Raw genomic sequence first — 15,447 nt, 5'->3', positions numbered from 1 at the left:
CGGGCTACGCTAGCCGGATGGCTCCGGCGCGTCCGCTCCCGCCGTCGTTCTATGCCCGCCCCACGCTGCAGGTCGCCGCGGACCTCATCGGCATGCGGCTGCGGCACGAGGCGCCCGACGGCACGACCGCCGGCCTGATCGTCGAGGTGGAAGCGTACATCGGCGAGGACGACCCGGCCTGCCACGCCGCTCCCGGGCCGACGCGCCGCAACGCGCCGCTGTACGGGCCGCCGGGGCTCGCCTACGTGTACTTCAACTACGGGATGCACTGGCTGGTGAACGCGGTCACCGAGGCCGATGGGGCGCCCGCGGCGGTGCTCATCCGCGCCCTCGAGCCTGTCGAGGGCCTCGACCTGATGCGGAGTCGCCGAGCGCCGCACCGTGCGGCGGGCGAGGGCGGCTTCGTCGGGCGCGACGCCGACCTGTGTCGGGGACCGGGCAACCTGACGCGGGCCCTGGCCATCACGGGGATGCAGAATTGCCAGCCGCTGTGGGAGGGAGCGCTCCGCATCGAGCGCCCGTCGCGCCGGCCGTCACGGCCCGTCGCCTGGAGCCCGCGGATCGGCATCCGCGTCGGTCAGGACCGCCTGTGGCGCGCTTACGTGCCGGGCCATCCGGCGGTGTCGGGCAAGCCGCGGTAGAGCAGAAGGCTCAGGGCTCGAGACTCAGGGCTGAGAGAGCATGAACTCCGGTTCAGAGTTCAGAAGGGGATGCTGGTGCCGACTCCCGACTCCCGACTCCCGACTCCCGTTCTATTGGTTCCTCACCGGCGCGTCCGTGATCGGCACCTTGATGTCGAACTCCTCGCGGCCCCGTCGGACGCGCAGGGTGGCCACCGAGCCGACGGGGGCAGTGAGCATCGCGCGCTCGAAGCCCTCGGTGTCGGTGATCGGCGTGCCATTGAAGCCGACGATCACGTCGCCGGCGCGGATGCCCGCCGCCCAGGCGTCGCCCTGGCCGCGCCGCATGCGGTAGATCACCACGCCCTCGGTCGATCGCACGCCGAGGTCGGCGGCCAGCGCGGTGTTCAAGGGCGCAATCCGCAGGATCCCGGCGATCGTGCCGCGCCGCACCTTGCCGAACCGCTCGAGTTGCGTCGCCACGTCGCGCGCCAGGTTGCTCGGCACGGCGAAGCCGATGCCCTGATAGCCGCCGCTCTGGCTGTAGATCCAGGTGTTGATGCCGACCAGCTCGCCACGCCGGTTGACGAGCGCGCCGCCCGAGTTGCCGGGGTTGATCGCGGCGTCGGTCTGGATGTAGTCGGCGACCACCGAGATCTGCGGATTGGTGCGGCCGAGCGCCGACACGATGCCGAGCGTGACCGTCTCGCCGAGCTGGTAGGGGTTGCCGATGGCCATCACCCATTCGGCGACGCGCAGCCTGGAGCTGTCGCCCCAGGTGATGGGCTGCAGCGTCGGATCCTTGACGCGCAGCAGGGCGAGGTCGGCGTACGGGTCGATGCCCACCAGTTCGGCCGGGCGCTCGCGACGGTTGAACAACACCACCGTCATCTCGGTGGCGTCGCCGATGACGTGCGCGTTGGTGAGCACGTAGCCGGTGTCGCCGGTCCTCTTGATGATCACGCCCGAGCCGGCGCTCTGGGTCGGCTCGTCGAAGTACCCGAAGGGCAGTTGCACCTGCCGTGACCCGACGGCCGAGATGTTGACCACGCTCGGCATCGCGCGTTCGGCGACGTCGGCCAGCTCGGGGAGCGGACCACTCGGCAGCGCCGGGCGCGTCGGCGCCGGCGTGGCTGGCGCGGGAACTCCGGACTGGGCGGTGGCCTGCTCACCGGGGCCGAGGCGCCCGGTGACGACCATGCCCGCGAAGAAACTGGCCGCCACGAGGGCGGCAGGCAGGAGCAGGCGCCGCATGGCGCTAGCCGACCTCGACCCGGCGGCCCCGCGTCTCGGGTGCCTTCGGGAGCGTCACGGTGAGGATGCCGTCGCGGAAATCGGCCTGGACCTCGTCGACGGCGAGACGGCCCGGGAAGGTGAAGCGGCGGACGAACTGCCCGTGCCCTCGCTCGAGGCGCACGTAGCATGCCGGTTCGCAGCCCGGGTCCGGGCGATGGCCGCGGATGGTCAGGGTGTCGTGCGTGGCGGCGACGTCGACGTCGGTGCGCCGCACGCCCGGCAACTCGGCCATGACGATGAAGGCGTCCTCGGTCTCACTGACGTCGGCCGGCGGGGTCCAGCCGGAGTCGCCGCGCCGGTCGGCCTGACTGGCCCGGGTCCGGTACTCGCGAAGGGATTCCCAGCGCATGGGGTCCATCGTAGCAAACCGGCCACGTGCTACCATCCTTCGGTTTGCGGACCCGGCCCCGTCGCGCGTGCGCGACGGCTACGTCCGAGCCGACCGGTCTGCCAGGAGTGTCATGAGTTCCGTCGCCGCCACCCGCCTCCGCAAGGGCAACCTGATCAAGCACAACAACGAGCTGTGTCGCATCGTCGAGACGCAGCACGTCACGCCGGGCAACCTGCGTGGGTTCGTGCGCGCCAAGATGCGCAAGGTCAAGGACGCCACGATGTTCGAACACCGCTTCCGGTCGGAAGACATGGTGGAGCGGGCGCACCTCGACGAGCGCGAGATGCAGTACCTGTACAAGGACGGCGACACGTTCTACTTCATGGACACGTCGTCGTACGAGCAGATCGGCATGTCGGAGGAGGCGCTCGGCGACTCCATGAACTTCCTGCTGCCCGAGGCGATGATCAACGTCGAGTTCTACGAGGGCAACCCGGTCGGCATCGAGCTGCCGGCGACGGTCGACCTCAAGGTCGTCGACACGGTGCCCGGCATCAAGGGCGCCACCGCCAACGCGCAGACCAAGCCCGCCACCCTCGAGACCGGCTACGTCGTGACCGTCCCGGCCTTCGTGGAAGTCGGCACCGTGGTGCGCATCAACACCGAATCCGGGGAATACCTCTCGAGGGTGTAGTCACTTCCGGGAGTCGGGAGGCGGGAATCGGGAGTCGCCGACGGCGCTCCCGCCAGCCTCCATCGCCGCGTCGGTCGACTCCCGACTCCCCATTCGCGATTCCCGTCGTCCGCCAGTGACAGATCAGAGCTCCCAGCGCCCCGTCCCGTCGTCCGGCTGGATCGAAGTCATCGTCGGCAGCATGTTCAGCGGCAAGAGTGAGGAGCTCATCCGCCGCCTGCGGCGTGCCCAGATCGCCAAGCGCCGTGTCCAGGTGTTCAAGCCGGCCATCGACAACCGGTTCTCCGAGACGCACATCACCTCGCACAGCGAGATGAAGCTGCCGTCGCTGGCCGTCAGGACCGCCGACGACATCCTCGCCGGCGTGCTCGAGGAGACCGAAGTGGTGGGCATCGACGAGGGGCAGTTCTTCGACGTCGAGTTGCCGGCCGTGTGCAGCACGCTGGCCGACCGCGGCAAGCGGGTCATCGTCGCTGGCCTCGACCAGGACTACCTCGGACGCCCGTTCGAGCCGATGCCCCAGTTGCTCGCGGTGGCCGAGTACATCACCAAGACGCTGGCCATATGCATGGTGTGCGGCGAGCCGGCCAACCACACGCAACGCCTGGTGAAGAGCCAGGAACTGGTGCTGGTGGGCGCCACCGACTCGTACGAGGCCCGCTGCCGCCGCTGCTTCGACCCGACGCTCGCTGGCTGATTCTCGACGGCCTTCGTCATTCGGCCTTCGGCCTTGGCCGTGGGCATGAGCCCTGACTGCGCGCGGCGCCTGTAGACGAGGCCGAGCGAGCCTCAGGCATCGTCCCGCTGATCGTGTGCGCCGAGGTCGAGCGCCTTGCCCCAGAAGTCGATGTCGTGGCCGGCGATCTTGTCGCGGAGCAGGCGTCGCGCCGCGCCGTAGAACTGCGTCGGCACCACGAGGCTGCGGGCCACCTGCTTCATCCGCGGAATGAAGAGCAGCGTGAGCGTCTCGCCCTCGCGCCAGCTGAGACCGCCGATCTCGTGGTAGGGCAGGAACCCGTTGTCCACCCAGACGCCGTCCTCGTAGAACCCGCGCCCGATCCGGATGCTGAGCGGCACCAGGTAGCCGTAGTAGAGCAACATCATGGCCTCGCCGAACACCGCCTGCGGCGGCCACCGCAGCACGGCGAGTTTGACGATGAGCACCACGCCGAGCACTGCGGCCATGGCCAGGAACAGGGTGTAGTAGCGGGGCGGCTGGCCCGGCCAGGTCAGCAGGGCGCGCGGGCGCATCCGGAAGAAGCGCACCACGTCGGCCAGAATCCGCAGGTTCGCCACGAGGAAGCCTGCCCCCAGCAGGAGCAGCACGTGGGACAGGAAGGCCGGGGACACGCCAGTGGTTCTATCGAATCCCCCGTGGCGTATGCAATTTGAAATTTGACATGCGAAATTCCGGGCGGCTCGGCCTTCGGCCTTCGCTCGCGCATGGCGTCACGAGGGCGCGTGGCCGACAGGCCCGCGCCCGCGAGAATTTCAAATCTCGAATCTCGAATTACCAGCCCAGCAGCCAGCCGAGCAGGCCCATCCCGTGCGCCGTCGGGTCCTTGAGCCAGTCGGGCGGCGTCAGCCACACGAACATCAGGATCGCGATGACCATGATGTCGTAGGGGATCGTCGTCCGCTCGTAGGTCCAGTACATCAGCCGGAACGGGATGAGCAGCGGGAGGGGCAGGCGGTCTTCGATGCGCGGGCGGCTCATGCGGGACGCCCTTCGAGTTCGCGCCACGTGTGGAAGATGCGGCCGGCCACGGTCAACACCGACAGCACCAGAATCACCCAGAGCACGGCGGCGAAGCGGTTGGTGAAGGCGCCGATCATGAAGAGGACGATCCGCTCGGGCCGCTCCATGAAGCCGACCTTGCACTTGTCGATGAGCGACTCGGCGCGGGCCCGGGCGTAGCTGGTGAGCACGGTGAAGATCATCGCCAGCGCCGTGATGAGCACGTAGTCGGCCCGCTGCATCGAGGCGTAGAGCCAGAGCAGGCCCAGGAACAGCGCCAGGTCCGAGAACCGGTCCATCACCGAGTCCCAGAAGCCGCCGAACGCGGTGGCCGTGCCGGTCTGGTGGGCGACCTTGCCGTCGATGAAGTCGAAGATGTTGGCGGCGACCATGATGATCCCGCCCAGGGTGAACCGCCCCAGCGCCAGCGCCCAGGCCGCCGCCAGGTTGATGCAGACGCCGATGAGCGTGAGCACGTTCGGATGGATCCGGAGCGCGACGCACAGGGCGATGATCGCCCGCAGGGGTAGCCAGAAAATCGCGCCGACGGCGCCTGTGAAGGTCATTGGCCCGGCGATAATAATGAGGGTTCGGGCCTTCCGGCCGCAACCTGCCCGACCGTGAGGCGTCACGGCCTCCCACCCCCGACCTGCCATGGCCATCGAGGACCTCAGAGCACAGATCGCGCGGTTGCCGGAGCAGCCGGGTGTGTACCTGTACCTCAACCGGGCAGGCGAGACGATCTACGTCGGCAAGGCGCGGGCGCTCCGCGACCGCGTGCGGAGCTATCTCGGGGCGCGCGGGACCTCGCCCAAGACCGAGGCGCTGCTCGACGAGGCCGCCGGGCTCGACGTCATCGTCACCGACTCGGTCGTCGAGGCACTGGCGCTCGAGAACAACCTGATCAAGGAGCGGTCGCCCAAGTACAACATCAAGCTCCGTGACGACAAGACGTACCCGTACCTGCGGCTCAGCGTCTCCGAGCCCTTCCCCCGGGTGTCGGTGGTCCGCCGCGTCGCTGCCGACGGCGACTACTACGCCGGTCCGTTCATGCCGGCGTCGCTGGCCTGGCAGACGCGGAGCCTGTCGCACAAGCTGTTCGGCATCCGCTCGTGCCGCGAGGTGATCACCGGCCAGCGCGGCCGCCCCTGCCTCGAGTACGACATCAAGCGATGCCTGGCGCCGTGCGTGGCCTCCATCTGCACGGCCGATCAGTACCAGCACGCCGTCCGCGACGCGCGCCTGCTGCTCGACGGCCGCACCGATGAACTGGTCAGCGACCTGGAGTCGCGGATGTACGCCGCGGCCGACGAGGAGCGCTTCGAGCAGGCGGCGCAGCTGCGCGACACCATCAGGACCCTCGAGACGCTGCGGGATCGCCAGCAGAAGATGGCCACCCCGCGCATGGGCGACCGCGACGCGATCGGCGTGAAGCTCGGTCCGGCCGGCGCGGTGGTGCAGGCCTTCCAGGTGCGGTCGGGGCGCGTGGTGGACCGTGTGGAACTGGTCACCAACGCCGACCAGGCGCGCGACGCGCGCCTCGACGACCTGCTGGAACGAGCCGTGATGCACTTCTACGGCGACACGCCCCCGCCGCCGGAAGTGCTGCTGCCCGTGGCGCTGCCCGACATGGACCTGCTCGCCGAGTGGTTGTCGGCGCGGGCCGGTCGTCAGGTCCAGATGAGCGTGCCGCAGCGCGGCGACAAGAAGGCCCTGCTCGAACTGGCCGAGCGCAACGCGTCGCTGTCGTACGACGCGCGGTTCAACGAGGAAGGCGCCAGCAACCACGAGGCCCTCGAGACCCTGCAGGCCGCCCTCGGACTCCCGGCGCTGCCGCGGCGGATCGACTGCTTCGACATCTCCACCCTCCAGGGCGCCGAGACCGTGGCGTCGATGGTCGTCTGCCAGGACGGCCGCATGAAGCGCTCGGAGTACCGGAAGTTCCGGATTCGGCACACGGGCAACACAGACGGGAGTCGGGAGTCGGGAATCGGGAATAGGGCAGAGCCGGCGCCGTTGAGTACCGACAGGTGGGAGAGCCACGACTCCCCACTCCCGACTCCCGACTCCCGTGTGCCGCGCCGAGGCGGCGCCGAGGCTCGCTTCCTCGACGACTTCGCCGCCATGCACCAGGTGGTGACGCGGCGCTACCGGAAGGTGGCCGACGACGATGGGCCGTGGCCGGACCTGATCGTGATCGATGGTGGCAAGGGGCAGTTGAACGCCGCCTACGAGGCGCTCGAAAGGCTCGGCCTCGACCATCTGGTGGCCGTCGGGCTGGCCAAGCAGGAGGAACTGGTGTTCACGCGCGACCGGGAGGAGCCGATCGGCTTCGGGCAGGGGACACCCGCCCTCCGGCTGCTGCAGCGCATCCGCGACGAGGCGCATCGGTTCGCCGTCACCTTCCACCGCACGGCCCGCGCCAACCGGGACCTGCGATCGGACCTCGACGACATCCCGGGGATCGGCCTCCGCCGCCGCAAGCAACTGCTGACCGCGTTCGGAAGCCTGGCCGGCGTCAGGCGCGCCAGTCGCGAAGAACTGACCACCGTGGTCGGGGCCAAGGCCGCCGACGCGGTCCTGCGTCACTTCGCCCACGGGGGCTAGACCGGGCCGCGGAGAGCGGTGTCGGCCCCTTCCACCGGTCGGCGGCCCTGTGCCCACCTCCGAGCCGGTGCCCCGGTGCCCGGTGCCCGCCCCGAGCGTCTGCTACCCTATATCTCTTTGCCTGCCGTGGAAATCGGGTCCATTGTTCTCGCGTTCATCGGGCTGCTGCTGGCCCTCACCGTGCACGAAGCCGCGCACGCCTGGGCCGCATTCCAGCTCGGCGACCCCACTGCCAAGCTGCAGGGGCGCCTGTCGCTCAATCCGGCGGTGCACATCGACCCGATCGGCACGGTCATGCTGCCGCTGCTGGCCTTCGCCACCGGGGCACCGATCATCGGGTGGGCGCGGCCGGTGCCCGTGGACGGCCGCTACCTGAAGCACTTCCGCCGCGACTTCATGTGGATCGCGCTCGCCGGGCCCGCCAGCAACCTGCTGCTGGCCGTGCTCGCGAGCCTGCTCCTGCGCGCCCTGCCGCACATGCCGGTCGCGGTGGGCGGCATCGCGATCGTCGAGCCCCTGCTGCAGTTCGCGTTCAACTTCTTCCGCGTGAACGTGCTGCTGGCCGTGTTCAACATGATCCCCGTGCCGCCCCTCGACGGCAGCAACGTGGTGGCCGCCGTGCTGCCCCGTCACCTGGCGTACCAGTGGGATCAGATTCGCCCGTACGGCATCTTCATCCTGTACGGGCTGATGTTCACCGGCATCGTGGGACGCCTCATCGGCCCCCCCGCCAACCTCCTGTTCGGACTGCTGTTGTGACCAAGCGTGTGGTGTCGGGCATGCGCCCGACCGGCAAGTTGCATCTGGGGCACCTGGTGGGCGCCCTGCGGAACTGGGCGGAGCTGCAGGCCCAGTACGACTGCTTCTACTTCGCGGCCGACTGGCACGCGCTGACGACCGACTACGCCGACACCAGTCGCGTGCAGGCCAGCGTGATCGACAACGTCATCGACTGGATTGCCGCCGGCGTCGACCCGGAGAAGGCGACCATCTTCGTGCAGTCGCTCGTGCCGGAGCACGCGGAACTGCACCTGCTGCTGTCGATGATGATCCCGATCCCCTGGCTGGAGCGGGTGCCCACGTACAAGGAACAGCAGGAGCAGCTCACCGAGAAGGACCTGACCACGTACGGGTTCCTCGGCTACCCGCTGCTGCAGACGGCCGACGTGATCATCTACGACGCCCACTTCGTGCCGGTCGGCGAGGACCAGGTCGCGCACCTCGAGCTGTCGCGCGAGGTGGTGCGCCGCGTGCACCACATGCACGGCCAGATCTTCGTCGAGCCGCAGGCCATCCTCACCAACTTCCCGCGCCTTCCGGGCCTCGACAACCGGAAGATGAGCAAGAGCTACCAGAACACCATCGACCTGTCCGACAGCGCCGAGGCCGTGGAGCAGAAGGTCCGCCAGATGTACACGGACCCCAAGCGCGTCCGCGCCGACATTCCCGGCACGGTCGAGGGCAACCCGGTGTTCGTCTACCACGACGCGTTCAACCCGGATCGCGACGAGGTCGAGGATCTCAAGACGCGCTACCGCGAAGGTCGGGTGGGCGACGTCGAGGTGAAGAAGAAGCTCGCAAAGGCCGTCAACGCGACGCTGGAGCCATTGCGCGAGCGGCGCGCGGCCCTCGAGGCGCATCCCGAGCGCGTGCGCGAGATCATCCACGAGGGCAGCCGCAAGGCGCGGACGATTGCCGTGGAGACCATGCAGCGCGTGCGCGAGGCGCTGCACCTGGCGTACTGATGGCCAAGTCCTCCGACCCCAGCAAGGGGACCGCCGGGGCCTCCGGCACGCCCGGCGATGCGTCAGGCAGTGGCCCGGAGTTCGTCCAGGGCAAGGACTTCGAGTCGACGCTCGAGCGCTTCCCGGTCAGGCTGGAAGTCTTCGAGGGCCCCCTCGATCTCCTGCTTCACCTGATCAAGAAGCACGAACTCGACATCTACGACATCCCGATCGCGCTCATCACCAGGCAATACCTCGACTACATCGGGCTGATGGAGGAACTGCAGCTCGACGTCGCCGGGGACTTCCTCGTGATGGCCGCGACGCTGATCCACATCAAGTCGCGCAGCCTGCTGCCGCGTCCGGCGCCCGAGCAGGAGGATCCCGAGGAGGACCCGCGCGAGGCACTGGTACGCCGGCTCGTCGAGCACCAGAAGTTCAAGGCGGCCGCCGAGCTCCTGCACGACAAGGAGACGGTGCGCAGCGCCCAGTGGGCGCGGCCCGACGAGCGCATCGCCGCGCTGGCCGGCGAGGGCCTCGACAAGGAGCCCGAGCTCGAGGTCGACCTGTTCAGCCTCATGACGGCCTTCAAGGCCGTGGTCGATCGCGCCAAGCAGCGGCCGCAGGTCTACCTGCCCATGGAGCAGATGTCCATCGAGCAGCGCATCGAGCAGTTGGTGCGCAGGCTCGAAGGCGTCGAGGCCATGGGCTTCGAGGACCTGTTCGACGACGTGGCGAGGCGCGGCGACCTGATCGTCACGTTCCTGGCCGTCCTGGAGATGATTCGCCTGAAGGTGCTGCGCGTGTTCCAGAGCGGCGCCGGCGGGCCCATCCGCGTGTACAAGCGCGACCGGCCCGCCGAGGCCCCGCGGCCCATCGAGTACCACGAGCCCGGACGTCCGCAAGGCACGCCCGAACCGCAGTCATGAGCGACGAGCACACACCCGACGTCACGCCCGACGCCGAAGTCGACCCCACCACCGCCGCCACGCAGCACCAGGCGCCGGCCGAAGCGCCCGCACCAGACGGCACCGCGAAGGGACGCCGTGGCCGGCACCGCGTCGGCAAGCCCGCGCCCGGCGCCGCGCCCGACGCCACCGAGGCCACCGAGCCTGGCGAGGCACCCGTCGCCGCCTCGGCGACCGCCGAGGCCGGGCCGGTGGACGACGAGGCGACGACCGGGGCCGCCGCCGAGGCGGTGGTCGAGGCCTCCACCAACGACGGCGCCAGCGGCGACCTGAAGGACCCCGAGCTGTTCGACCCGGCCGAGGTCGCCAACGCGCCGCGCGCCCCGCACCCGCTCAAGCCGGTCGTCGAGGCGCTGATCTTCGCCTCGCCCGAGCCGCTGACGATCAAGGCGATGGCCCGGCTGCTCGAGGAGCACACGAAGGACGAGATCGAGGCGGCGCTCGCCGAGGTGCGCGAGACCTACCTCAAGTCCGATGGCCTGCAACTGGTGGAGGTGGCTGGCGGCTTCCAGATCGTCACGCGCCCCGAGCTGTACGAGTGGGTGCGTCGCCTGTTCAAGGAGCGCACGACCTCGAAGCTGTCGGTGCAGGCACTCGAGACGCTGGCGGTCATCGCCTACAAGCAGCCGGTGACCTCGGGCGAGATCGCCGAGATCCGCGGCGTCAGCGCCACGACGGGCGTGCTCAACACCCTGCTCGATCGCAAGCTGGTGAAGATCGTCGGGCGCAAGCAGGTGGTGGGCCGGCCCTTCATGTACGGCACCACGCGCGAGTTCCTCGACAAGTTCGGGCTGCGCGACCTCGCGGACCTGCCGAAGGTCGAGGACATGTCCGAAGCGCTCGGCTTCGACCTGCCCTCGCCGGTCGACGAGGACGACGGCGTGTCGCTGCCGTTCGAGGAGCCCGGGCCGGTGGAGCCGTTGCTGTTCGAGGCAGCGGAACTGCAGCCGGCCGGCACGGCCGCCGACGCCGTGGGCACGCCGGCTCCCGCGCCGGTCGAGGAGGAGTTCGTGGCCATGGGCCCGGAAGCCGAGCCCGACGCGCCGGTGCTCGACGCCGATGCCACAGGACCCGATGGCACGTCACCCGAAGAGGAACACTGAGGCCATGCCACTCGAGCGCCTGCAGAAGATTCTCTCGGCCGCGGGCGTTGCGTCGCGCCGCGTCGCCGAGTCGCTGATCACCGAGGGCCGCGTCAAGGTGAACGGCCAGGTCGCCAGCGAACTGGGGGCCAAGGCCGACCCCGACGCCGACCGCATCGAGGTCGACGGGCGCCGCCTGCACACGTCGGTGCCGCGGCGCTACATCCTCCTCTACAAGCCCGTGCACTATGTGACGACGCGATCGGACCCGCAGCACCGGCCGACCGTGCTCACGCTGCTCGGGCAGGCGGGGCAGGGGCTGTACCCGGTCGGGCGCCTCGACTTCGACTCCGAGGGCCTCATCCTCCTCACCAACGACGGCGAGCTCGCCGACCGCCTCACGCACCCACGCCACGAGGTGCCGCGCACCTACGAGGTCCGCGTGTTCGGCGTGCCGACCGCCGAGATGGTGCGCAGGCTCGAAACGGGCGTGCCGCTCGATGGCCGTCGCACGGCCCGGGCCCACGTGCGCGTCATCGAGTCGTTCAACAAGAAGTCCGGCGAGCAGTCGCTCCTCGAGATCGTGATCCACGAGGGCCGCAACCGCCAGGTGCGTCGCATGTGCCAGGCGGTCGGCTTGCCGGTGATCACGCTGGCGCGGACCAAGATCGGCTCGCTGACCGATCGCCGGCTCAAGCCCGGCATGTACCGCGAGCTTCGCCCCGGCGAGGTGCAGCAACTGCGCGAGGACTGCGGCCTCGATCGCAAGCCGACGCTGCCCACGGTGCACCACACGGCGGAGCCGCAGGCCGGCGTGAAGTTCGGGCACGCGCCGACGCCGAGCCACGTGAAGCGGACCCGCGGCGGCCAGCCACGGCCGACCAAGAAGGCGGCCAAGCGGGTCACGAAAAAGGTGACGCTGAAGGAGTACGCGCGGTCGATGTCGCCCAAGCGGGGGCCGCGCAAGCGCACGAGGCAGTAGAAGGCTGCGGCCTGCAGCCTGCAGGCGACAGGCTACAGGCGGCTGTAGGCCGTGGGCTGTCGCCTCTCCCCTCACCGGGCCATGGAGAAGTGTTCCTTCACCTTCGCCGCGATCTGCCCGTCGCTGAGCACGCCCGCCGTCTCCAGTTCGACGCGGCACTTCCCCCGGGACGCCGATCGGACGAAGCGCTCGAGGAGTTCTCGCTTGGCCTCTCCCGGGCCGAGGATGAGCAGGCCGTCTGGCGCCTTCACCTGGAGCAACACCTCGTCGTAGTAGCGCGCGAGGTCGTGGCTGCGACGCTCCTCGTACTTCTTCTCGCCGCCGCCATCCTGCTGGCCGCCGAAGTGCGGGTGTGCGGCGACCTCGGAGTCGAGCGTGCTGGTGGTGACGCGGCCGTCGGTGGCCTGCACGATGACGGCCTTCTTGTGATCGATCCAGATGCCCACGTGGTTGCGCATGAGGCCCTCGCTCTCGGGCTGCCGTATCAGGTGTCCGGCGCTGAAGGTCCGGGCCGTGAATGAGCCGGCACCGAGCTGCGACCGTCCCGATGAGGATGGTCGCTGCAAGCCCTGCGCCTTCCGGTGGCCCCCGCGGTTGCTGGGGCGCCCGGGTTTTCGACGCCACGCCGCGCCGCGCGCCTAACCTTGTGTGGATTTTCATCCCGGGGAGCGGATTAGTTCGCTGTCCGCCCTGCTGCGCGACGAACCCGGCCGTCCTTGACGGCCCCGGCGCAGGCACGGCATTTGCCCAGTCATGCGTCGGACGCGAGCAGGCGAAGGCGTGTCACTCCTGGCATCCTCCGGGGCCGGCGCGCGCGGCTGCTCCGCGACTCCTCGAAAGGCCACAGGTGTCGTCATGTCACCGCTCCTGATCCTCATCCTTCTCGTGCTGCTTCTCGGTGGTGGCGGGGCCTTCTACGGACCTCGCGCAGGATGGGGCGGCGCGCACTACGGTGGCCTGTTCGGGCTCATCGTGGTCATCCTGCTGGTGCTGTTGCTCACGGGCAATCTTCGCTGAGACAGGAGGCCGACCATGAACGCGCTCAAACTGACGGCCGTCGCGCTGATCGTCGCCGGCGGCCTGGCCTTGGCTTACGGCGGCTTCACCTACACCAGCGACACCCATGAGGCGAAGCTCGGTCCCGTCGAGCTGTCACTCGAGGAACGGAAGACGGTGAACGTCCCGGTGTGGGCCGGCGTGGCTGCCGTCGTCGTCGGCGGCGGGCTGCTGCTGATGGGGCTGAAGGGTAGAACGGTGTAGGCGTGAATGCCGCGATGCCGGGAAGGCCGGGAACGGGCCAGGCGCCTGGCATCCCGACGCATCGCGGGTGTTCTACCTTCTACCTTCTACCTTCTACCTTGGCGTCGACGTGCTGCATTCCCGGCATCGCTGCATCGCAGCATTGCGAGTATCACCACGGCAGTTCCGCCCACCCGCGTACCATCGTCACCAACTCGCCGACGGTCGGCGTGCGCGCCACTTCGGCGTGGCTCATGAGCGAGGTGACGAACATGCGCACCGGGGTGCCCTGCGAGCGCAGGTAGCCGGCCAGCGCAGAGGCCTCGCTGTCGGGAATCACGTCGTCGCCCTGCGCGTGCATCACGAAGACCGGCGCGATGGGGGCGGGGGAGGCGGCAGGTGACAGCGCGGCCTCCCGGCCCCAGCGATCGAGGAACGGCAGCAACCGCGTGCCCAGCCCGAGGGCGTCCCGCTGGTTCACCAGGTGCATGAACGCACGCGCTGGCGCGGCGAGACCGGTTTCCATGTCGCGCGCCTTCTGGAACTCGATGGCGGCCTGCGGCTTGTCGAACATGTCGACGTGCGAGGCGTGCAGGAACTGGTGCACCGCGGCGCGCAACGGGGCGACCTGGTCGGCGGGCACGACGTCCTCGGCCATGTTGGTCAGCAGGATCACCGCGCCGTACTCGTGGGGTGGGTGCATGCGACCGTCAGGCTGCCTGCCGGTGCACAGGTAGCGCATGACGTCCGGCAGGCGTGCATGGCCGCCCACCGAGAAGACGAACCCGACGCGGTCGCGGAGGGAGGGGCGCCCGGCGGCGATGATCGACAGCCCGCCGGCGAAGGAGATGCCGAGCAGGCCGATGCGGCCGTCGGCGTCCTGCGGCACCTCGGGCGCGGTGAGCATCGCCAGCGCCGCGTCCTCGATGTCGTCGGTGAGCCGGGTGGTGACCAGGTACTCCTTCAGGTCCGGCAACTGCGGCGTGATCACGGGAGTGCCCGATGTCGCCAGCGTCTCGGCGAAGGCGATGAGCCGAGGCTCGTCGATGCCGAGGGCGTGCACGCCTCCGGTCAACAGGACCGGCCGCGTGCGCACCGTGGCGGGCCGGTAGAGGCGGGCCACGCGAGGGCCATGTCGGCCCGTGAAGGCCAGCATCCGCCTGTCGACGGTCGTCACCTGCCAGCTGCCGACGTGCGCGCCGACGACGCCGGGGACCTTGCCCATGCGCACCAGCAGCGACATGGCCCGGCCGTAGCGGCTCTGCGAGAGGCCAACCCAACCGACGATCAGCAGCACGACGACGGCCAACAGCGACAGCAGGGCGAGGCGCACGCAGGCATTGTAGGGAACTCGCCGCGATGCGGAAGGCCACGGCCGGCCGTGCTCCGAGCGCCGAAGCGTCGGTCCGAGGCCCACGCCTTCGCCGCCGGTCGCCAGTCCCCGGGCCTGCCTCGCCGAAGCGCGCTCGGCGCGCGAAGGCGGGTATCCTGTCTCGCGTTGTGCTGATTGCAATCGACGGCCCGTCCGGCGCGGGCAAGGGAACGGTGGCGCGGGCCATCTCGGAAGCGTTGCAGTGCCGCCACGTGGACACTGGCGCGATGTACCGGGCCGTGGCGTGGCGCGCCGCGGATCTCGGCGTGTCGCTCGACGACGAGCCGGCGGTGGCGGACGTGGCACGAGCCGCGGCGCTGCGGGCCGAGCAGGGCCGCGTCGAGATCGACGGCCACGACGTGACCCGGGCCATCCGGACCCCGGAGATGGATGCCGCGGCTGCCCGCGTCGCCCGGCTCGGGCAGGTGCGACAGGTGCTGGTCGAGCGCCAGCGGGACTACGCGGCGTCGGGCGACCTCGTGATGGAGGGCCGCGACATCGGGACGGTCGTGCTGCCCCAGGCCGACGTGAAGGTCTATCTCGATGCCTCGCCTGACGAGCGGGCGCGCCGCCGGGCCGGCGACGCGGCCCATGCGGCCAACGGCGGCGACGTCGCCACGATCGCCTCGGCGCTGGCGCAGCGGGATCACAGCGACAAGAGCCGCACCGTCTCGCCGCTCACCCTGGCGCCCGATGCCGTGTACATCGACACGACCGGCCTGCCGATTGCCGACGTCGTCGATCAGGTGCTCGCGCTGGTCCGCGCCGCCCAGGCGCGGGGGTAAGCTCCCCAG

At 69.8% G+C, this 15,447-nt stretch carries 19 protein-coding genes; 12 read left to right on the top strand and 7 right to left on the bottom strand.

From position 1 onward, the window contains the following. The first annotated feature begins 17 nt into the window (after positions 1–17). Positions 18–641, top strand: a complete 624-nt coding sequence (locus TBR22_RS17120; protein ID WP_239489061.1) for a DNA-3-methyladenine glycosylase — start codon at positions 18–20, stop codon at positions 639–641. 111 nt (positions 642–752) lie between these two features. Here the strand turns inward: TBR22_RS17120 and TBR22_RS17115 are convergent, their stop codons facing one another. Further along, the gene (locus TBR22_RS17115) at positions 753–1,874 is read right to left on the bottom strand and encodes a S1C family serine protease (RefSeq protein WP_239489060.1); all 1,122 of its coding nucleotides are present in this window, start codon (positions 1,872–1,874) and stop codon (positions 753–755) included. A gap of 4 nt (positions 1,875–1,878) precedes the next feature. Continuing rightward, entirely contained in the window at positions 1,879–2,265 is a 387-nt protein-coding gene (locus TBR22_RS17110) for an Hsp20/alpha crystallin family protein (protein ID WP_239489059.1), read from the bottom strand. 112 nt (positions 2,266–2,377) lie between these two features. Here TBR22_RS17110 and efp point away from each other — a divergent pair, with 112 nt between their 5' ends. Further along, complete coding sequence (gene efp / locus TBR22_RS17105) at positions 2,378–2,941, top strand: elongation factor P (RefSeq protein WP_239489058.1); 564 nt, start codon at positions 2,378–2,380, stop codon at positions 2,939–2,941. Between the two features lie 181 nt (positions 2,942–3,122). Then, positions 3,123–3,638, top strand: a complete 516-nt coding sequence (locus tag TBR22_RS17100) for a thymidine kinase (protein WP_370651536.1) — start codon at positions 3,123–3,125, stop codon at positions 3,636–3,638. 92 nt (positions 3,639–3,730) lie between these two features. Here TBR22_RS17100 and TBR22_RS17095 read toward each other — a convergent pair whose 3' ends face one another. From TBR22_RS17095 to TBR22_RS17085, 3 genes are all read right to left on the bottom strand, one after another. After that, entirely contained in the window at positions 3,731–4,291 is a 561-nt protein-coding gene (locus tag TBR22_RS17095) for a hypothetical protein (RefSeq protein WP_239489056.1), read from the bottom strand. A 160-nt stretch (positions 4,292–4,451) separates the two neighbouring features. Further along, a complete protein-coding gene (locus tag TBR22_RS17090; protein WP_239489055.1) occupies positions 4,452–4,658 on the bottom strand; it encodes a hypothetical protein in 207 nt (68 codons plus the stop codon). Continuing rightward, positions 4,655–5,245 (bottom strand): CDP-alcohol phosphatidyltransferase family protein, encoded by a 591-nt coding sequence (locus tag TBR22_RS17085; RefSeq protein WP_239489054.1) that lies wholly within the window; start codon positions 5,243–5,245, stop codon positions 4,655–4,657. Before TBR22_RS17085 ends, TBR22_RS17090 begins: the two co-directional genes overlap by 4 nt. 88 nt (positions 5,246–5,333) lie before the next feature. Between TBR22_RS17085 and uvrC the strand changes: the two genes are divergently transcribed. From uvrC to TBR22_RS17055, 6 genes are all read left to right on the top strand, one after another. Continuing rightward, positions 5,334–7,286, top strand: coding sequence for an excinuclease ABC subunit UvrC (gene uvrC / locus TBR22_RS17080; RefSeq protein WP_239489053.1), 1,953 nt, complete (start codon positions 5,334–5,336; stop codon positions 7,284–7,286). 126 nt (positions 7,287–7,412) lie between these two features. Beyond that, positions 7,413–8,045: a site-2 protease family protein gene (locus TBR22_RS17075; RefSeq protein WP_239489052.1), complete on the top strand. Its 633-nt coding sequence runs from the start codon at positions 7,413–7,415 to the stop codon at positions 8,043–8,045. After that, positions 8,042–9,031, top strand: a complete 990-nt coding sequence (gene trpS / locus TBR22_RS17070) for a tryptophan--tRNA ligase (RefSeq protein WP_239489051.1) — start codon at positions 8,042–8,044, stop codon at positions 9,029–9,031. Before TBR22_RS17075 ends, trpS begins: the two co-directional genes overlap by 4 nt. After that, on the top strand, positions 9,031–9,939 hold the full coding sequence (locus tag TBR22_RS17065) for a ScpA family protein (RefSeq protein WP_239489050.1): 909 nt from the start codon (positions 9,031–9,033) through the stop codon (positions 9,937–9,939). The genes trpS and TBR22_RS17065 overlap by 1 nt, the downstream gene beginning before the upstream one ends. Beyond that, positions 9,936–11,081, top strand: a complete 1,146-nt coding sequence (scpB, locus tag TBR22_RS17060) for an SMC-Scp complex subunit ScpB (protein ID WP_239489049.1) — start codon at positions 9,936–9,938, stop codon at positions 11,079–11,081. The genes TBR22_RS17065 and scpB overlap by 4 nt, the downstream gene beginning before the upstream one ends. 4 nt (positions 11,082–11,085) lie before the next feature. Then, the gene (locus TBR22_RS17055) at positions 11,086–12,042 is read left to right on the top strand and encodes a pseudouridine synthase (protein ID WP_239489048.1); all 957 of its coding nucleotides are present in this window, start codon (positions 11,086–11,088) and stop codon (positions 12,040–12,042) included. Between the two features lie 71 nt (positions 12,043–12,113). On the opposite strand, the gene TBR22_RS17050 is transcribed toward TBR22_RS17055, so the two are convergent. After that, positions 12,114–12,500, bottom strand: coding sequence for a hypothetical protein (locus tag TBR22_RS17050; RefSeq protein ID WP_239489047.1), 387 nt, complete (start codon positions 12,498–12,500; stop codon positions 12,114–12,116). 397 nt (positions 12,501–12,897) lie between these two features. Here TBR22_RS17050 and TBR22_RS17045 point away from each other — a divergent pair, with 397 nt between their 5' ends. Together TBR22_RS17045 and TBR22_RS17040 are read left to right on the top strand one after the other, a co-directional pair. After that, complete coding sequence (locus tag TBR22_RS17045; RefSeq protein WP_239489046.1) at positions 12,898–13,059, top strand: DUF3309 family protein; 162 nt, start codon at positions 12,898–12,900, stop codon at positions 13,057–13,059. A gap of 15 nt (positions 13,060–13,074) precedes the next feature. Next, entirely contained in the window at positions 13,075–13,302 is a 228-nt protein-coding gene (locus TBR22_RS17040) for a hypothetical protein (RefSeq protein WP_239489045.1), read from the top strand. A gap of 151 nt (positions 13,303–13,453) precedes the next feature. Here the strand turns inward: TBR22_RS17040 and TBR22_RS17035 are convergent, their stop codons facing one another. Continuing rightward, a complete protein-coding gene (locus TBR22_RS17035) occupies positions 13,454–14,614 on the bottom strand; it encodes a hypothetical protein (RefSeq protein ID WP_239489044.1) in 1,161 nt (386 codons plus the stop codon). A 167-nt stretch (positions 14,615–14,781) separates the two neighbouring features. Here TBR22_RS17035 and cmk point away from each other — a divergent pair, with 167 nt between their 5' ends. Next, a complete protein-coding gene (cmk, locus tag TBR22_RS17030; protein ID WP_239489043.1) occupies positions 14,782–15,438 on the top strand; it encodes a (d)CMP kinase in 657 nt (218 codons plus the stop codon). Positions 15,439–15,447 lie beyond the last annotated feature (9 nt).

The organism is Luteitalea sp. TBR-22 (genome assembly GCF_016865485.1).
GTDB lineage: Bacteria > Acidobacteriota > Vicinamibacteria > Vicinamibacterales > Vicinamibacteraceae > Luteitalea.
The sequence above is the reverse complement of the archived record's forward strand: the minus strand, read 5'-3'. Positions and strand labels throughout refer to the sequence as shown.

Excerpts from the sequence above, each read along its gene's own strand:
- TBR22_RS17120 (WP_239489061.1), top strand. The coding sequence starts at position 18 with ATGGCTCCGGCGCGTCCGCTCCCGCCGTCGTTCTATGCCCGCCCCACG.
- TBR22_RS17115 (WP_239489060.1), bottom strand. The coding sequence starts at position 1,874 with ATGCGGCGCCTGCTCCTGCCTGCCGCCCTCGTGGCGGCCAGTTTCTTC.
- TBR22_RS17110 (WP_239489059.1), bottom strand. The coding sequence starts at position 2,265 with ATGCGCTGGGAATCCCTTCGCGAGTACCGGACCCGGGCCAGTCAGGCC.
- efp (WP_239489058.1), top strand. The coding sequence starts at position 2,378 with ATGAGTTCCGTCGCCGCCACCCGCCTCCGCAAGGGCAACCTGATCAAG.
- TBR22_RS17100 (WP_370651536.1), top strand. The coding sequence starts at position 3,123 with ATGTTCAGCGGCAAGAGTGAGGAGCTCATCCGCCGCCTGCGGCGTGCC.
- TBR22_RS17090 (WP_239489055.1), bottom strand. The coding sequence starts at position 4,658 with ATGAGCCGCCCGCGCATCGAAGACCGCCTGCCCCTCCCGCTGCTCATC.
- TBR22_RS17085 (WP_239489054.1), bottom strand. The coding sequence starts at position 5,245 with ATGACCTTCACAGGCGCCGTCGGCGCGATTTTCTGGCTACCCCTGCGG.
- uvrC (WP_239489053.1), top strand. The coding sequence starts at position 5,334 with ATGGCCATCGAGGACCTCAGAGCACAGATCGCGCGGTTGCCGGAGCAG.
- TBR22_RS17065 (WP_239489050.1), top strand. The coding sequence starts at position 9,031 with ATGGCCAAGTCCTCCGACCCCAGCAAGGGGACCGCCGGGGCCTCCGGC.
- scpB (WP_239489049.1), top strand. The coding sequence starts at position 9,936 with ATGAGCGACGAGCACACACCCGACGTCACGCCCGACGCCGAAGTCGAC.
- TBR22_RS17055 (WP_239489048.1), top strand. The coding sequence starts at position 11,086 with ATGCCACTCGAGCGCCTGCAGAAGATTCTCTCGGCCGCGGGCGTTGCG.
- TBR22_RS17050 (WP_239489047.1), bottom strand. The coding sequence starts at position 12,500 with ATGCGCAACCACGTGGGCATCTGGATCGATCACAAGAAGGCCGTCATC.
- TBR22_RS17045 (WP_239489046.1), top strand. The coding sequence starts at position 12,898 with ATGTCACCGCTCCTGATCCTCATCCTTCTCGTGCTGCTTCTCGGTGGT.
- TBR22_RS17040 (WP_239489045.1), top strand. The coding sequence starts at position 13,075 with ATGAACGCGCTCAAACTGACGGCCGTCGCGCTGATCGTCGCCGGCGGC.